At 64.4% G+C, this 17312-nt stretch carries 14 protein-coding genes; 7 read left to right on the forward strand and 7 right to left on the reverse strand.

Annotation, left to right across the window (positions count from 1 at the left end; genetic code table 11):
- Positions 1-38: 38 nt before the first annotated feature.
- The 5 genes from QW887_RS21150 to QW887_RS21170 all read right to left on the reverse strand — a co-directional run bounded on the left by QW887_RS21150 (position 39) and on the right by QW887_RS21170 (position 7180).
- Entirely contained in the window at positions 39-2753 is a 2715-nt protein-coding gene (locus QW887_RS21150) for an EAL domain-containing protein (RefSeq protein ID WP_316194927.1), read from the reverse strand.
- Positions 2754-2904: 151 nt separating this feature from the next.
- A complete protein-coding gene (gene moaC / locus QW887_RS21155; protein ID WP_315750926.1) occupies positions 2905-3399 on the reverse strand; it encodes a cyclic pyranopterin monophosphate synthase MoaC in 495 nt (164 codons plus the stop codon).
- A 2-nt stretch (positions 3400-3401) separates the two neighbouring features.
- A complete protein-coding gene (gene trpC / locus QW887_RS21160; RefSeq protein ID WP_316175274.1) occupies positions 3402-4220 on the reverse strand; it encodes an indole-3-glycerol phosphate synthase TrpC in 819 nt (272 codons plus the stop codon).
- Between the two features lie 16 nt (positions 4221-4236).
- Positions 4237-5250, reverse strand: a complete 1014-nt coding sequence (gene trpD / locus QW887_RS21165) for an anthranilate phosphoribosyltransferase (protein WP_315711632.1) — start codon at positions 5248-5250, stop codon at positions 4237-4239.
- A gap of 22 nt (positions 5251-5272) precedes the next feature.
- Positions 5273-7180 carry a peptidylprolyl isomerase gene (locus tag QW887_RS21170; RefSeq protein WP_316175289.1) on the reverse strand — a complete coding sequence of 636 codons (1908 nt, stop codon included), beginning with the start codon at positions 7178-7180 and terminating at the stop codon, positions 5273-5275.
- 222 nt (positions 7181-7402) lie between these two features.
- Between QW887_RS21170 and tpiA the strand changes: the two genes are divergently transcribed.
- Positions 7403-8158 carry a triose-phosphate isomerase gene (gene tpiA, locus QW887_RS21175; RefSeq protein WP_315711634.1) on the forward strand — a complete coding sequence of 252 codons (756 nt, stop codon included), beginning with the start codon at positions 7403-7405 and terminating at the stop codon, positions 8156-8158.
- A 27-nt stretch (positions 8159-8185) separates the two neighbouring features.
- Here tpiA and QW887_RS21180 read toward each other — a convergent pair whose 3' ends face one another.
- Positions 8186-8713, reverse strand: a complete 528-nt coding sequence (locus QW887_RS21180) for a GNAT family N-acetyltransferase (RefSeq protein ID WP_315711635.1) — start codon at positions 8711-8713, stop codon at positions 8186-8188.
- 2 nt (positions 8714-8715) lie between these two features.
- A complete protein-coding gene (locus tag QW887_RS21185) occupies positions 8716-9282 on the reverse strand; it encodes an XRE family transcriptional regulator (protein WP_315711636.1) in 567 nt (188 codons plus the stop codon).
- A 210-nt stretch (positions 9283-9492) separates the two neighbouring features.
- On the opposite strand from QW887_RS21185, the gene secG reads away from it, so the two are divergent.
- The 6 genes from secG to QW887_RS21215 all read left to right on the forward strand — a co-directional run bounded on the left by secG (position 9493) and on the right by QW887_RS21215 (position 16862).
- Positions 9493-9876, forward strand: a complete 384-nt coding sequence (secG, locus tag QW887_RS21190) for a preprotein translocase subunit SecG (RefSeq protein WP_315827487.1) — start codon at positions 9493-9495, stop codon at positions 9874-9876.
- Positions 9877-10043: 167 nt separating this feature from the next.
- Positions 10044-11675 carry a CTP synthase gene (locus QW887_RS21195; protein WP_315711639.1) on the forward strand — a complete coding sequence of 544 codons (1632 nt, stop codon included), beginning with the start codon at positions 10044-10046 and terminating at the stop codon, positions 11673-11675.
- Positions 11676-11873: 198 nt separating this feature from the next.
- Positions 11874-12200, forward strand: coding sequence for an NIPSNAP family protein (locus QW887_RS21200; RefSeq protein ID WP_316175276.1), 327 nt, complete (start codon positions 11874-11876; stop codon positions 12198-12200).
- 117 nt (positions 12201-12317) lie between these two features.
- Positions 12318-13181, forward strand: coding sequence for a 3-deoxy-8-phosphooctulonate synthase (kdsA, locus tag QW887_RS21205; RefSeq protein ID WP_316175278.1), 864 nt, complete (start codon positions 12318-12320; stop codon positions 13179-13181).
- On the forward strand, positions 13181-14392 hold the full coding sequence (locus QW887_RS21210) for an MFS transporter (RefSeq protein ID WP_316175279.1): 1212 nt from the start codon (positions 13181-13183) through the stop codon (positions 14390-14392). The genes kdsA and QW887_RS21210 overlap by 1 nt, the downstream gene beginning before the upstream one ends.
- A gap of 1303 nt (positions 14393-15695) precedes the next feature.
- Complete coding sequence (locus QW887_RS21215; protein WP_316194930.1) at positions 15696-16862, forward strand: hypothetical protein; 1167 nt, start codon at positions 15696-15698, stop codon at positions 16860-16862.
- The last annotated feature ends 450 nt before the right edge of the window (positions 16863-17312 follow it).

Genomic DNA, 17312 nt, shown 5'->3' on the forward strand with positions numbered 1-17312 from the left:
CCTCAAATTGCAACGGTATTTATCGGTTCGGAACCGGCTCAGGCGGCGTCCGAGCGCGAACGGCGGCCGGATGAGGGATTGGCGCGCTGCGCGGCGAACAATTGCCGCACGTCGGCTGCGGGCTTCGGAGGGCTGAACAGATAGCCCTGCATCTCCGAGCAGCCGAGCCGCTTCAGCAGCTGCCGCTGCGCCTCGGTCTCGACGCCCTCGGCGGTCGTCGACATCTTGCGGATGGCGGCGATGTTGACCACGGCCTGGACGATCGCCGCGGAACCCTCGCTCTCCGTGATGTCCTTGACGAAACAGCGGTCGATCTTGATCTTGTCGAACGGAATGCGCTGGAGATAGCTGAGGCTCGAATAGCCGGTGCCGAAATCGTCGAGCGCGATGCGGACGCCGAGCGCGCGCAACTGGTGCAGGGTGTCGAGCGCGTCGTCGTCGCGGATCAGCACCGCTTCGGTGATCTCGAGCTCCAGCCGATGCGGCGGCAGGCCGGAGGTCGCAAGTGCATTGGCGACCTTGAGCGCCAGGGTGCCGCTCTTGAACTGCACCGGCGAGACGTTGACGGCGAGCCGGATGTCGTCCGGCCAGCTCACCGCCTCGGTGCAGGCGACCTGGAGGACGCGTTCGCCGAGCAGGTTGATGAGGCCGGTGTCCTCGGCGATCGGAATGAACTCGGCCGGCGAGACGGCGCCGCGGGTCGGATGCCTCCAGCGCACCAGCGCCTCGCAACCGACGATGCGGTCGTCCTGCAGGCTCAGACAAGGCTGGTAGTAGACCTCGAGTCGATCGTCGGCCATGGCCTGGCGCAGGTCGACCTCGAGCTGGTGGCGCGCCTTGATCTGGGCGTCCATCTCGGGCTCGAAGAAGCGCCAGGTGCGGCGTCCCGCGGCCTTGGCGGCGTACATCGCCAGATCGGCGTTCTTCATGATCTGGTCGAGATCGGTGCCGTGCTCGGGGATCAACGCCACGCCGATCGAGGCGTCGGCGGTGAGCTGATGGCCGAGGCAGTCACGCGGAGCGCGGATCGCGCCGAGAATATCCTCGATCAGCTGTTCGACATCCTCCCGGTTGCGGATCGCCGTCTGGACCACGGCGAACTCGTCGCCGCCAAGGCGGGCGACGAACCCCGCGGTGCCGACACAGGCGCTCAGGCTCGCCGCGACGGATTTCAACAGCTCGTCGCCGATGAGGTGGCCGAGCGAATCGTTGACGCCTTTGAACTCGTCGATGTCGATGTAGTGCAGCGCGAGGCGCCGGCCTTGGGGGACGCCGATCAGCTCCTCCTTGAGGCGTTCGTGGAACAGGGTGCGGTTCGGCAGATCCGTCAGGGCGTCGTAGTGCGCCAGATGCGTGATCTGCTCCTCGGACCGTTTGCGCTCGGTAATGTCCTCGTGGGTGGCGAGCCAGCCGCCGCCCGCGATCGGCTCGTTGACGATCTGGATCCAGCGACCGTCCGTGGTCTCGATGATCTGCGAGGTCTTGCGGCCGATGTCGCGCAGCACCGCATCGGCATATTCGACGTCGTCGCCCGCCAGCGAGCCGGTGGCCTTGCGGTGCGCGATCAGCGCGCGAAACGTGCAGCCTGGTTTCACGACGTCGGCAGACAGGCCGTACATGTCGACGTAGCGCTGGTTGCTGATGACCAGGCGCTCCGATGCATCGAACAGCAAGAGGCCCTGGGTCATGTTGTTGACGGCCTTGTCGAGCCGTTCCTTCTCCAGCGTCAAGCGGCGGCTGGAGGCGTCGTGGTCGCTGATCAGCCGGCGCACCACGACGTAAAGCATGCCGGCGATCAGCAGCACCGACGTCACGCCGACGGCGATCAGGAAGCGCATCTGCTCGCGCCAGTCGGCGAGCGCCGCCGAGACCGTCGTCGTCGCAGTCACGATCAAGGGATAGCTCGTCAGCCGGTGCGATGCGCCGATGCGGTGCTCGCCGTCGACGGGGCTGCTGAAAATGCCCGTGGTGTTGCCATCGCCGGCCAGGATCTGGCGGAAGATCGGCGCGTTCTTGTAGTTCTGGTTCTGCATGCCCTCATGGCGTGGATGGCGGGCCAGAAGGGTTCCGTCGCGATGCATCATCGAGATCGCCGCGTCGGGACCGAGCGCGACCGAGGCGAAGAACCGCTCGACATTGATGGGTTCGAGACTGCGGCTGATGATGCCCAGGAACTCGCCGTTGGGACTGGTCAGTTTCAGGGCAATGACTGCGACATATGTGCCGGTGATCCGGCCCACCACCGGTTCGATCAGCAGTTGCGGCGCGGTCGGATCGGATTTCAGCCGCTTGAAGAAGGTGCGATCGGCAATGTTGACGGGCGGCACCGGCCAGGCCGCTCCGGAGTTGATCAGGTTGCCGTCGGAGTCGAAGATGTTCAAACCGCCGACATAGGTCACCGCGCTCAGCTTGTCCTTCAGCATGGCATTGACGGCGGCGCTTCCCATCTGCTCCTTGAAGCGGGCGCCGCTGTCGATGTGGTTCTGTCGGACGTAGTTGGCGAGATCGCGCTGGATCGCGCCGAGATCCTCCATCTGCTGATCGAAATGGCGCGCCAGCAGGAGGACGGTGTTCTCCAGCTCGCGCGTCGCGCTGTTCAGCGCGCGTTCCCGGAAACTGTCGGCCATGATGGTCGTACCGATCGCGATGGCTGCAATCAGCACGAGGCCTCCGCCGACCAGCCAGCGGATCGGTCCACCGCGGTCGGTCGAAGCTCTGAGGGCATTCCCTGGACTGGTGGTATCGGTCGTCATCGGTCCTGAATACGCTTGCGATCGGCGCTTCGGGATGGACCGCTACGATGTCCCTCCCACAACCATTGCTATCGGTCCGCGATGGAAGTGAGGTTAGGAAGTTGAGTTAGCGAACAATTAATTCGAAGTTGTATTTGGCTTGGTAATCTCTTCAGGCGCGATAGTGCCCGGACTTGCCGCCGATCTTTTCGGTCAAGCGGATACCTTCGATGCGTACGCCGCGCTCGGCCGCCTTGATCATGTCGTAAATGGTCAGGCAGGCGACGGACACGGCCGTCAGGGCTTCCATCTCCACGCCGGTCGGCCCGGTCACCTTGACGGTGGCGCTGACGAGGCAGCCGGGTAGCGCGGCATCGGGCGTGATGTCGACGGAGACCTTGGACAGCGCCAGCGGGTGGCACAGAGGAATCAGCTCGGAGGTCCGCTTGGCGGCCATGATGCCTGCGATGCGGGCAGTTCCGAGCACGTCACCTTTTTTGGCGTTGCCGGACAGGATGAGCTCGAGCGTCGCCGGGCTCATGACGACGCGGCCCTCGGCGGTCGCGGTTCGCTCGGTCGCGGCCTTGTCCGACACGTCGACCATGCGGGCTTCGCCGCGGGCGTCGATGTGGGTGAGGGCGGGAGCGTCGGGCGACTTGTCGGACATGGTCACTCAGCCGCGCTGGCGGAGGCGGCATTGCGCGCAAGCAGCTCGCGCGTCGCCGCCGTGACGTCCGCCTGCCGCATCAGGCTCTCGCCGACCAGGAAGGTCTGGATGCCGACGCGCGCCAGGCGCGCGAGATCGGCCGAAGTGAAGATGCCGCTCTCGCCGACCAGAAGACGCTCGACCGGGACCAGCGGCGCCAGCGCTTCGGAGGTCGCCAGCGTGGTCTCGAAGGTTCGCAGGTTGCGGTTGTTGATGCCGATCATCGGCGAGCGCAGCTTCAGCGCGCGATCGAGCTCGGCGCGATCATGGATTTCGATCAGGACATCCATGCCGTGGGCGAGCGCGGCAGCCTCGATGTCCGCAGCGGCGGCATCGTCCAGCGCGGCCATGATGATGAGGATACAGTCGGCGCCGTGAGCACGCGCCTCGATCACCTGGTAGGTGTCGAACATGAAGTCCTTGCGCAGCACGGGCAGGGCGGTTGCGGCCCGCGCGGCGACCATGAAGTCGAGATGGCCCTGGAACGACGGCGTGTCTGTCAGCACCGACAGGCAGGCCGCGCCGCCGGCCTCGTAGGCCTTGGCAAGCACCGGCGGATCGAAATCGGCGCGGATCAGTCCCTTGGACGGCGAGGCCTTCTTCACCTCGGCGATCAAGGCGTAGTCGCCGTTCGCATGCTTGGCTCGGATCGAGGCAACGAAGCCGCGCGGCGGCGAAGCGTCACGCGCGCGGGCCTCGAGCTCCGGCAACGGGCATGCCCGCTTGGCTGCCGCGATCTCCCCGCGCTTATACGCTTCGATCTTGGTCAGGATGTCCGACATGGCACGCTCCGGTGGATCAGCTGTTGGAGACCTCGATCAGCTGCTTCAGCCGCGCCGCTGCGGCGCCGCTGTCGAGCGAATCCCGGCCGATTGCGACGCCTTCCTTCAGCGTCTTGGCGCGGCCGGAAACGACCAGCGCCGCCGCGGCGTTCAGCAGCGCCACGTCGCGATAGGGGCTCGGCAGGCCGTCCAGGACGCTCTGCAGGGCCACCGCGTTGGCTTCGGCGTCGCCGCCCTTCAGACCGTCGCTGCCGCACAGGCCAAGCCCGGCCTCTTCGGGCGTGACCTCGAAGGTGCGGATATGACCGTTCTCCAGCGCGGCGACAAAGGTCGGGCCGGTCAAGGTGATCTCGTCGAGCCCGTCGGAGCCGTGCACGACCCAGGCGGCCTCCGAGCCGAGATTCTTCAACACGTGGGCCAACGGCTCGACCCATTGCCGCGAGAACACGCCGACCATCTGGCGCCTGACGCCGGCCGGATTGGACAGGGGACCGAGCAGATTGAAGATCGTGCGGGTGGCGAGCTCGACCCGGGTCGGCCCGACGTTCTTCATCGCCGGATGATGCGCGGGCGCGAACATGAAGCCGATGCCGGCCTCGCGCACGCAGCGCCCGACCTGGTCCGGCTTCAGGTCGATCTTGACGCCGAGCGCGGCGAGCACGTCGGCGGCGCCGGAGCGGGACGACAGTGCGCGGTTGCCGTGTTTGGCGACCGGCACGCCGGCGCCGGCCACGATGAAGGAGGCGCAGGTCGAGACGTTGACCGAGCCGGAGCCGTCACCGCCGGTGCCGACGATGTCGACCGCGCTCGCCGGCGCATCGACGCGCAGCATCTTCGCCCGCATCACGCTGACGGCGCCGGTGATCTCCTCGACCGTCTCGCCGCGCACGCGCAGCGCCATCAGCAGCGCGCCCATCTGCGACGGCGTCGCCTCGCCCGACATCATGCTGTCGAAGGCGGACGCCGCCTCCTCGCGGGACAGCGGCGCGCCGGTCGCCACCTTGCCAATGATCGACTTGAGATCGTCCATCACGCGTGCCCCTAGCAAACCGTCACTGATTGTTGCCGCCGACCACCTGGGCCACCGCAGCCTCGTTGATCGTCGTCCCGATGTCCTTCTCGAGCTTCATGACATAGGCCGTGCCTTGCTCGTCGGCGAGCGCGCGCTGCAACTGGTCCTTCAGCTTCTTGGTATCTTCGGACGCGAGGTCGACCTTAGGCTCGATGATGTCGGTGACACGGAACACAATCCACCGCCGGCCGCCATCAGCCTCGGTCTGGCCGACGCCGTCCTTTGCCGTGCGGAATGCGGCGGTGATCGCGCCGGTGGGGACGCCGGGCACCGAGGCGTCGCGCTTGAACGCACTGGCCGCCCCGACCTTCACGCCGAGCGATGCCGCCTCGTCGGCGAGCTTGCCGCCCTCGCTGAGCTTCTTGACCAGCTCGGTGGCCTTCGCGCGCAGCTTGGTGGCGACCTCGTCATCGCGCCAGCGCGCGGCGACCTGATCCTTGACCTCGTCGAGGGGGCGATCGCGCGGCGGGGTGATGCCGAGAACCTCGAACCAGACATAGCCGCCGCGGAACGAGATCGGCTCGTTGTCGACACCGACATCGCTGGTGAAGGCCTGCGCAACGACATCGAGGCCAAGCGGGATGTTCGAAACGGGCTGGCCGTTGGGTTGCTTGCCGGACCTGTCGACGGCTTCGAGCGTGATGGCATTGAGACCGAGCTTCTTGGCTGCCTCGGCGACGCTGGCGCCACCGCCGCGCTCGTCTTCCATCTTGTCACGAAGATTGGCGACTTGCGACTTGGCGCGGTCGGCTGCGATCTCCTTCTTGATGTCGGCAGCGACGCTCTCATATTCGGGCTGCTGGCCCGGCTGAATCGCGCTGACCTTGACCAGCGCCACGTTGAATGCGCCCTTGACCGGCTGGCTGACCTCGCCGGTCGGCAGCGAGAAGGCGGTATCGGCAACGACAGGGTCGAGAATCGCCGATTTCGTCACCAGACCGAGATCGAGATCGGCCGGGTTGAGGTTGCGCTCCTTGGCGAGCTCGTCGAACGTGACTTCACCCGCGGCGATCCGGGCGCGCGCCGCCTGTGCCTCCTCCATGGTGGGGAAGGTCATCTGCTGGACCTGGCGCTTCTCCGGCGTGCCCATCAGCGCCTTGCGCTGGTCGAACAGCTTCCTGGCGTCCTCGTCAGAAACGTCGGTCGACTTGCCGATCTCTTCGGGCGTCACCACGACGAAGGAGATCTTGCGATATTCCGGCGCCTTGAACTGGGCTTTGTGCTCTTCGAAATAGGACGCGAGAACCTCGGGCGAGGGCGCATCGATGGTGCCGGCCTGCGCCGCGTCGAGCTTGACGTAATCGATCGAGCGCTGCTCGTTCTGGAAGCGGCCGAGCGCCTCGAGCATCGTGTTGGACGGCTCCAGCCCGGCCGCGATCGTGCCGGTGATCTGCCGCCGCAGCGACTGTCGGCGCTGGTCAGCCAGGTAGCGCTGCTCGGTGAAGCCGAAATTGCGGATGATGGCCTGGAAGCGCTGCGGGTCGAACGCCCCGTTCGGGCCCTTGAAGTTGGGATCGCTGAGGATCACCCGCATGGTCTCCGCATCGGACTGGGCGAGACCGAGACGGCGAGCCTGCTCATCGAGGGCGGCTTCCGCAATCGTCTGCTGCAGCACGGAGCGGTCGAGCCCGAACATGCGGGCCTGCTCGGTGGTCAGCGGACGACCGAGCTGGCGGCCGATCTGCTGCAGCCGGTCGGTATAGATCTGCCGGAACTCGTTGACCGAGATCTCCGTGCGTCCCACGGTTGCAGCCGTCGACTGCCCGAAGCCGCGGAAGATGTCGGCGATGCCCCAGATGCCGAAACTGACGATCAAAACGCCCATGACCACCGCCATGATGGTCTTGCCGAGCCAGTTTGATGAGGCCTTGCGTAATCCTCGAAGCATGGGTCCAGTCTGTCTGCAGGAAAAAGGATGAAGAGGCCGCGCCTTAAAGCAGATTCCGCAAAAGGCCGTCACCGAGTTGAAACGGCTTATAAAGAGGCGGCCGCCCGGTCGCAACCTCGGCCCTGAGGCCGATTGAAGCGGTGGGAAGACGGCTCCCGCTCTGGTGCTCGTCGAAGGGCTCTGCTAGCCGATGTCCGTCACAACATTTGCTGGAATCCCGCCATGACCGACCGCATCCGGCCGCTGATCGCCGGCAATTGGAAAATGAACGGCCTGAAGGCCTCGACCGCCGAGTTCGACGCCATGCTGGCCGGAGCCGCCGAGGTCACCGGAAAGGCCGACCTGCTGGTCTGTCCTCCCGCCACCCTGGTGGCAGGCTTCGCCGAGAGGGCGCGCGGCTCCCGCGCGATCGCGGTCGGCGCTCAGGATTGCCACCCCAAGGCGTCGGGAGCCCATACAGGGGACGTTTCGGCGGAGATGCTGGCCGATGCTGGCGCCACCGCCATCATCGTCGGCCATTCCGAGCGGCGCGCCGATCATGGCGAAAGCGATGTTGTGGTGCACCAGAAGACCGAGGCGGTGTGGCGCGCCGGGCTGGTCGCGATCGTTTGCGTCGGCGAAACCCAGCAGCAGCGCGATGCAGGGCAGACGCTCGACATCCTGCGCGGCCAGCTCAACCTCAGCCTGCCGCAGGAATCACGGGCCGGCAACCTGGTCGTGGCCTATGAGCCGGTTTGGGCGATCGGCACCGGCCTGACCCCGACTGCCAAGGATGTCGAGCAGATTCATGCCTTTATCAGAGAGCTGCTGATCGATCGCTTCAAGCAGGAGGGAGCGCGGACGCGCATCCTCTATGGCGGCTCGGTGAAGCCCTCCAATGCGGCCGAGCTGATGGCGGTCGCGAATGTCAACGGCGCGTTGGTCGGCGGCGCCAGCCTGAAAGCCTCAGACTTTCTCGCCATTGCGAAGGGCTGTTGAGAAGCAACGTGAGCGAAAGCGCACGCCTTAGTCCGCCTGTTCGATTCGCTTCCAATAGATCTTCGTGCCGGTAAGGCCGCCATGCGGCTTCAAGGCATAGTCCGGAATGGTTCCGCTCAGCTGGAAGCCGACGCTTTCATAAAGCCGTGAGGCGCCCCCATCCTCGGCGGTATCGAGGACCAGCATCGTCCGACCGTGCGCGCGGGCGAGGTTTTCGGCCGCGCGCAGCAGCGCGGTCGCGATTCCGCGTTTGCGGTGGCTGATGCGCGTCATCATCTTTGCGATCTCGGCGCGGTGCGGCTGGTTCGGCGGCAGCTTCAGCTGCAACGTGACGGTCGCAATCACATCCTCGCCGTCGAAGGCGCCAAGAACGGCTCGTTCGCCGCGCGCCGCGGCCGAAAGCGATTCCCGCCAAAAGGCGTCGGCATCCTCCTCGCGAAGCGGGTGCATGAAACTGACCGAACCACCATCGGCGACCGTCTCGATCAGCATTGCGCGAAGCGCGCTTCGCACGACCGGTGTGTCCGATAGGGATGCAATTCGAATCGCGGACATTCTCAACTCCGGGCAAGCGCCACGACATAGACGCAGGGTGCGTCCGACTCGTTGGCAAAGGTGGTGTCGATCGGTGGGCCGAAGCCGAGGCAGTCGCCGGGGCCGAGGACGTGGCGTTCCGCGCCTTCCGTGATGGTCAATTGCCCGCTCTGCACCCAGAGAAGCTGGCGGATGTGGATGTATGAGGAGGCCGGCAAGGTCACGCTGCGGTGCGCCGGCATCTCGACGGTCACCAACTCGATCGGATGATCCGGCCTGAGAAAGACCTGGCGCCGGACATAGCCCGTGTCCGGATCGCGCCAGACCGGCTGCTCGGCCGCCTTGGACAGGCGCTCCGACTGGGCCTCGGCTCGGAGCATCAAGCCGGCCAGCGTGAGATCGAACGCGCTTGCCAGCTTGACCAGGATGACCGCCGTCGGGCTGACCTCGGCGCGCTCGATCTTACTGATGGTGGCCTTTGACACTCCCGAGCGCTCGGCAAGGTCGGCCAGCGACCAGCCGCGGCTGTCCCGTTCCAGCAGCAGGCGGCGCGCCAGCCGCTGGCTGAAGTCGTCTATTATTTGATCCATATGTCTCTAATAGTAGAAAATGGATGGTCGGGCAAGCCTCGACGACGGGCGGCGCGGCAGCGCTTGTGAGAAGCGCGGCTGCGATTATCTGCGGGGTGGCGTTGCCCGACATGATCGTGTAACACCGCGCAAATTTCCGAATAGCCCGCGAAGCTCTCGCGATCCCGGCCTCCGGCCGGGGCCTGCGAGGGCTTGTGACGGAAGGTCACCATGCAGACTGTCTTGATCGTCATCCACCTCATGATCGTCGCCGTCCTGATCGGCGCCGTGCTGTTGCAGAAGTCCGAAGGCGGCGGCCTCGGCATGGGCGGCGGCGCCGGCTTCATGTCGAGCCGCGGTACCGCAAACCTGCTGACGCGGACCACGGCGATTTTGGCGGTCGGCTTCTTCCTGACGAGCCTGCTGTTGACCTGGCTGGCTGGCTACGATCGCAAACCGACCTCGATTCTCGGCACCTTGCCTGGGCAGACCCAGTCAGGCGGCGCGACGCCGGTGGCGCCGACCGCGGGCGGCGTGCTCGACCAGCTCAAGAAGGCCGACGAGCAGCAGGCTCCCGCGGCTCCGGCTGCGCCGCAGGCACCGCAATCGCAATAACGCGGATAAGCCATGCAGGAACGCAATTGGCGTCCTGCGTCATGAGGCGGTCTCAAGTACCTGAGACCATTCAGATTTTGAAGTAACCCACAGGCCCGCGACAGCGTTGCGGGCTGCAAGCGATTCGTTTTGGCGAATCGAGCGCGCGGCATTAAAGGTAGGGTCCCATGGCGCGGTACATCTTCATCACCGGCGGCGTGGTTTCCTCGCTCGGAAAGGGTCTGGCTTCAGCCGCGTTAGGCGCGCTGCTGCAGGCCCGCGGCTACAAGGTCCGGCTTCGCAAGCTCGACCCCTATCTCAACCTCGATCCAGGCACGATGTCGCCGTATCAGCACGGCGAAGTGTTCGTGACCGATGATGGCGCCGAGACCGATCTCGATCTCGGACATTACGAACGCTTCACCGGCCGACCGGCGACCAAGGCCGACAACATCACCACGGGCCGGATCTACCAGGACATCCTGACCAAGGAGCGGCGCGGCGACTATCTCGGCGCGACCATCCAGGTCGTCCCGCACGTGACGAATGCGATCAAGGATTTCGTCCTGTCCGGGAATGACGAGTACGACTTCGTGCTGGTCGAGATCGGCGGCACTGTCGGCGACATCGAGGGCCTGCCGTTCTTCGAGGCGATCCGGCAGCTCGGCAATGAGCTGCCGCGCCATCACGCGATCTACATCCACCTCACGCTGCTGCCCTACATCCCGAGCGCCGGCGAGTTGAAGACCAAGCCGACGCAGCATTCGGTCAAGGAGCTGCGCTCGATCGGCATCCAGCCTGACATCCTGCTGTGCCGTACCGACCGCCCGATCCCGAAGGAGGAGCGGCGCAAGCTCGGCCTGTTCTGCAACGTGCGCGAAAGCGCCGTCATCGAGGCGCGTGACGTCGACAACATCTATGCCGTGCCGGAGGCCTATCATGCCGCCGGCCTCGACGACGAGGTGCTGGCCGCGTTCGGCATCGAGCCGCGGGTGCCGCCGGCGCTGTCGAGCTGGCACACGATCAACGAGCGCGTTCGCAATCCGGAAGGCGACGTCACGATCGCGATCGTCGGCAAGTACACCGGCATGAAGGATGCCTACAAGTCGCTGATCGAGGCGCTGTCGCATGGCGGCATCGCCAACAAGGTCCGCGTCAAGCTCGACTGGATCGAGAGCGAGGTGTTCGAGAACGAGGACCCCGCGCCATTCCTCGAGCACGTCAACGGCATCCTGGTGCCCGGCGGCTTCGGCCAGCGCGGCGCCGAGGGCAAGATCCGCGCGGCGCAATTCGCGCGGGAGCGCGACGTGCCGTATTTCGGCATCTGCTTCGGCATGCAGATGGCGGTCATCGAGGCGGCGCGCAATCTCGTCGGGATCGCCGAGGCCAATTCGACCGAGTTCGGTCCGACGCCGGAGCCGCTGGTCGGTCTGATGACGGAATGGCTGCGCGGCAACGAGCTGGAGAAGCGCTCCAAGAGCGGCGATCTGGGCGGCACGATGCGGCTCGGCGCCTATCCTGCTGCGCTCAAGCGCGGCAGCCGCGTCTCCGAGGTGTATGGCGGCGCCACCGAGATCTCCGAGCGCCATCGCCACCGCTACGAGGTCAACACCGCCTACAAGGACCGGCTCGAGCAGCACGGTCTGAAGTTCTCCGGCCTGTCGCCGGACGGCGTGCTGCCGGAGATCGTGGAATACGAGGACCATCCGTGGTTCATCGGCGTCCAGTTCCACCCCGAGCTGAAGTCGCGCCCGTTCGAGCCGCACCCGCTGTTCGCGTCGTTCATTCAGGCCGCAGTGGTGCAGTCGCGACTGGTGTAACGGGCTCGTGGTGCCAAGTCCCGTCATTGCGAGCGGAGCGAAGCAATCCAGAGTCGCGGGCGGGACTCTGGATTGCTTCGTCGCTGACGCTCCTCGCAATGACGGCCGAGGCGCGCAACGCGACCTTTGACGGCCGCGACGATTGTTGCGACAACGCTCCCCGATCGCGCGAAGCCAGAAAAGATCAGGGAGGATCAGATGATCTACGAGAGCCGCATCTATCGCTGCATTCCAGGCCGGCTGCCGGCGCTGCTGAAGCGCTTCGAGACCACGACGCTGAAGCTGTGGGAGAAGCATGGCATCCGCCCGGTCGGTTTCTTCACGACCCTGATCGGCGAATCCAACCAGGACCTGACCTATTTCCTGGCCTGGGAATCGCTCGCCGAGCGCGAGACCAAGTGGACCAAGTTCATGACCGATCCCGATTGGATGGCGGCGCGCGCCAAGAGCGAGGAGGACGGCCAGATCGTCGCCAACATCACCAGCCAGTTCCTGGTGCCGACGGCGTTCTCGGCGCTGAAATAGAGGCCGGGGAGGGGCGGGGATGACCGATCCCGCAACCCTGCTATTCGCGGGCACACGCCGGGTTGATCGGGACGCCAGCGCTGGGCCATGGTCGCGCGCCCACATGAGGATGATGTCGTGAACGCTTCGATCTCTGCCGCGCCGGTCGTCAGCCTCGGCTCCGTCAAGTTTGGCAACCACCTGCCGCTCGCCGTGATCGCCGGCCCATGCCAGCTCGAGAGCCGCGCGCATGCGCTCGAGGTCGCCTCGGCGCTGAAGGCGATCGCGGCGCGGCTTGGCATCGGCCTCGTCTACAAGACCTCGTTCGACAAGGCCAACCGCACCTCCGCCTCGGCGGCCCGCGGGCTGGGGCTTTCGCAATCGCTGCCGATCTTCGCCGAGATCCGCTCCTCGCTCGGCCTGCCCGTGCTGACCGACGTGCACGACGCCGGCCAATGCGCCGAGGTGGCGCAGGCGGTCGACGTGCTGCAGATCCCGGCGTTCCTGTGCCGGCAGACCGACCTGCTGCTGGCGGCGGCGGCGACCGGCCGGGTCGTCAACGTCAAGAAGGGCCAGTTCCTGGCGCCCTGGGACATGGCCAACGTGGTCGCCAAGATCACGAGCTCCGGCAATCGCAACGTGCTGGTCACCGAGCGCGGCGTCTCGTTCGGCTACAACACGCTGGTCTCCGACATGCGGTCGCTGCCGATCATGGCGCGCACGACCGGCGCACCGGTCATCTTCGATGCGACCCACTCCGTGCAGCAGCCGGGCGGCAAGGGCACGTCCTCGGGCGGCGAGCGCGAATTCGTGCCGGTGCTGGCGCGGGCGGCGGTGGCCGTGGGCGTCGCCGGCGTCTTCATCGAGACCCATCCCGATCCCGATCATGCGCCTTCCGACGGGCCGAACATGGTCCCGCTCGCGCAGTTCGAGGGGCTGCTGCGAACGCTGATGGCGTTCGACGCACTCGCCAAGGCGCCGGCGGCGGACGCCGGGCGCTGATGCACCAGACCGCCGCCAAGCCCGCGGGGCAGAAGTTTCCGCCGGCGGTGAACATCATCGCCCTCGCAGGCTTCTCGGCGGCGCTGTCGACGCGGGCGCTCGATCCGGTGCTGCCGCATGTCGCCGAGGATTTCGCGATCAGCATCACCACGGCGGCGAGCATCGCCGCGGGCTATGCGCTGATCTACGCGCTGATCCAGCCGGCGATCGGCGCCGCCGCCGATCTGTTCGGCAAGGCGCGGCTGATGACGCTGTGCCTGGCGCTGCTCGGTGTCGCCAGCATCCTCGGTGCGCTCGCCGCCTCGTTTCCGCTGTTGTTCGCGACGCGCATCCTCGCGGGCATCGCCTCGGGCGGCGTGTTTCCGGTGGCGCTTGGGCTGACCAGCGATCTCGTCGCGCCCGACAAGCGGCAGGTCGCGATCGGCCGCACGCTCGCGGGCTCGATGGCGGGCAACCTGCTCGGCGCGACGGCATCCGGCATCATCGGCGATTTCATCGGCTGGCGTGGCGTGCTCGCGATCCTCGGCGCGCTCGGGCTGATCGCCTCCTTCGCGGTGGCGGCAGGCTTTCGCGGCGCCAAGGTCACGCATGCGCCGACCACCGATCTCGCCGCGCTGAGGAAGGGCTACCGCACCATCTTCACCAACCCCAATTCGCGCTTCTGCTTCTCGGCCGTGTTCGTCGAAGGCTGCTGCGTGTTCGGGCTGTTTCCGTTCATCGCCTCGTTCCTGTTCGATCTCGGCGAGACCTCGCTGTCGATCGCGGGCATCGTCATCGCGGGCTTCGCGGTCGGCGGCCTGTTCTACACGTTCACGGTCTCGAACTTCCTGCCGCGGCTCGGCGTCAAGGGCATGATGATCACGGGCGCTGCCCTGGTCGGGCTGCAGCTTGCCGCGCTCGCCTTCGGTCCGGGCTGGAAGCTGCAGTTCGGCTGCATGCTGCTGATGGGCTGGGGCTTCTACATGATCCATGGCTGCCTGCAGGTGTTCGCCAGCGAGCTGTCGATCGGGGCGCGCGCGACCGCGATGTCGCTGCACTCGTTCTTCTTCTTCATGGGCCAGACGGTCGGCCCGATCGCCTATGGCTTCGGCCTGGTCCATGGCGGCAAGCAGCCGACGTTGCTGATCGCCGCCATCATGATGGTCGCGCTCGGCTTCGCCTGCGCCGCGCTGCTGCGGCAGCGGCCGCCGGCAGATGCGGCGGTCAGCTGACGGCCATGTCGGACACGGGCGCGGGCCCATTGCATCTGAAGACATGGTCCCGTCGCGGCAGCAACGCCTGCTAATTTGTTGCTCCGTCATGGCCGGGCTTGTCCCGGCCATCCACGTCGTTCGGCGCGCTGAGAAGGACGTGGATGCCCGGGACAAGCCCGGCCATGACGACGTGGAGACGGGCGAGGGCAAAATGCCCATCGTTAGCTGCGATGGTCCTGGGAAAGTGCGGCGAGGGCGTTTCTCGCTCTCGATGCTGAAGATGCGCGGCTGAGACATATCGGCGCTTTCGTTGGCCGCGGGACGCACCGCCGCCATCTCGCGGCGCGTCGGCGTCCGAGCTTTGCCTTGGGACATGCCCTCTTTCTGAGAAGAGGGCGCGGGGAATGCCGGGAGCTGGCCGCCCCCATGGCCCGCCAGCAGAAAAAAATGCTGGCGGCAGGAACCACAGGTTCAGCCGAGACATCCCGGCATTCCCCGCGCGATGGTTGGGCGGCTTATACGTACTCTCCCCGGGGACCGGGCTGTCTTGCCCCCGTGACCGGCGGATCATCACCACCAGCGTAGCCTCAGCGTCGGGAGGCCAGGACCATACGATTTCGCCGGCGCATCAGGCTCGTTCGTCCGCATGAGTGATCACGCTGCGACCCGACACGCCCACCGCATCCCGCCTCAACGTCCGTGACGACCGCGAAGCGCCCCTCTGATCGAGACGGGACGACGATAGTCAATCATGGATTCTGATAAAACGAAAGTGGAATATTTTTCGCGGGAGGACTGGACAGGGGTGATCGGCTTGAAAGCGCGGCACAAATCGGCTTTCGGGAGCAACGGTTTGATGGTCGCATGGAATGAGAAGTCACGCGGGAGCGTGCCCGTCGGGCGACTCAGGGGCCATGGGTTGGCGGCCGGAGAAGATCTATGCCTAGTACAGTACTGGGCTGAGACGCAGCAAGGCCTGCTCAGCTGAAAAGTACCAAGCCAAATAGGTGAATATCGGTGAGGCCGCACAGGCACGGGCAATATGCCCCGAAGAACTGGGCGACTTGTCGCTGATGCCCAGAAGGCCATCGCACAGACTGCTGATGAATGCCGAAACTCGGACTAGCAATGTCGGCCAGAGGCAAATGGCTCATCATCGAGTAATCGGTAATCGCGTAATCGCCAGCCTCAAGCTCTGGGATGGCGACGCCAGGTCGAGCCGCTTGACCTTGCCTCTCGCAAATTCTTGCAATTTATATTGACTCAACTGAGAGCTGTAGTTGAGATATAACAAGCGTTATATTTGAGATGGATTTCGAGCATGACATTCAGAGAAGCGGTCGTTAAACCGTTTGCGGCAGGCTGGCGTGCCCGTGCCTACTTCGCTATTGCTCTTGTACTGTGGCTTTTGTCTCAAATACCGAAACCCTTCGCACAGCCAGATCCATCTTGGTGGCAGGAACTAATAAACAAGGGGGTCGGAAGTTTTGATAAAATTGCCTATGTTGTCGCGCTAGCAGGAATTGTCTATGTCGTCATTTCCGACGTATTGGACTACGTCTGGGCGAACAGCCTACAAATCGAAGTACGCAAAGGATTTGTAGAAACCGGAAACGTCCTAAGAGAGAGTCTTGCTGATTTTACGTCCGGGCTGGTCGGAATGACCTTCGAGTCGGTTAAGGTTTGGATCGAGGGCGGGCGTGGTAAGCCCGACCAAGTTCGGACAATCGCAAAATCTGCGCTCATCAGTTCTTACGGCGCTCACAATAACGAGCCAGAAAGCTTCTTATCGTTTTCACTCGATGATCTGCTAGACAATTGGGCGACGGCCAATTCGCAGACTTGGGAAAATCTTTTTGCCTTAGTCACAATTCGACCATCCACGATTCAGAACCACTTCGAGTGGGAAGAGCGAAGAACTTACAATCTGGTCTGCATGTCCAGATGTGGCCAGCTTCCGATAAAATTAGAGGGCTCCTATCAGATAAGCGCACCCGAAATCATAAAAGCGCTGGGCTCGCTTGATTTCCAAGTCCGCTTTGGCTCCAACACCATCATCGATTTCAAAAAGTGGTGGAGCGCACATAAGGTGGATCAATTGGAGGCGGATGGAACGTTGAACATTAACGAGGAAGGCATTTTGATCCGGTATAATGGAACGTGGCTAAGTTATGAATTTAATAAGACCTGCGACATTTCTCTCCAAGAAACAGAAGTCGAAGTATACGAGCGCGCCTTCATTTCGCAGGATGATCGGTGCTACATCTTAGCAGTAAGGCACCCTACCCGGGGGATCCGATTGAGTCTCACGCTAGAGGGACTGGACCGCAAATGGACCGTTAAGGCGCCGATAGCCTCTTCAATGCTATACAAAAAGGGAATAAGCGCGGTGACGGTATCAAATTACCAAAAGTATACCAGCTCGGCAAGTCTGACGGGATGGACCCTACCGGGAGTGGCGTTGGTTGTAGAGTGGTCGCCGAGTTGACGCCCAGAGCATTTCGAGCTAACAGACCAATGCCGTGAGGATAGAAATATGACCCGCAAAATCTCGGTTACTTGAACCCACCTGTTCTAAGCCTACGACATCTAACTTCGATTTCGAGCTTACGGCGGCGTGGAGGGTCTTTTGGGAACTTGCGCCGTTCCATTGCATGTGGCTCAATATGGGCCGCCAGCAGCGACGACCTTGGTCTCGCCCTCAATCTTCATCCCCTCCTGTTTCAAGGAGTGGCAAGGGCACGCGGAGAGTTCATGCGACGTGAACTCGATCCTTCCTGCCGCTCGCTTGTGAATAAGCAGAATAGCGAATCTACGCGCCAAAACTGAAGGCGACGTGAGAGATTGGATTCGCTGAGAAGGTGACCTTGCCCCCAAGTTTTATCCAGATCTGAGTTCGTTCGGGCGGTTTGATGTGCCCATCTGGGCGGTCGTAGCG

Origin of the sequence: Bradyrhizobium sp. SZCCHNRI3052 (assembly GCF_032484895.1) — a bacterium.
GTDB lineage: Bacteria > Pseudomonadota > Alphaproteobacteria > Rhizobiales > Xanthobacteraceae > Bradyrhizobium.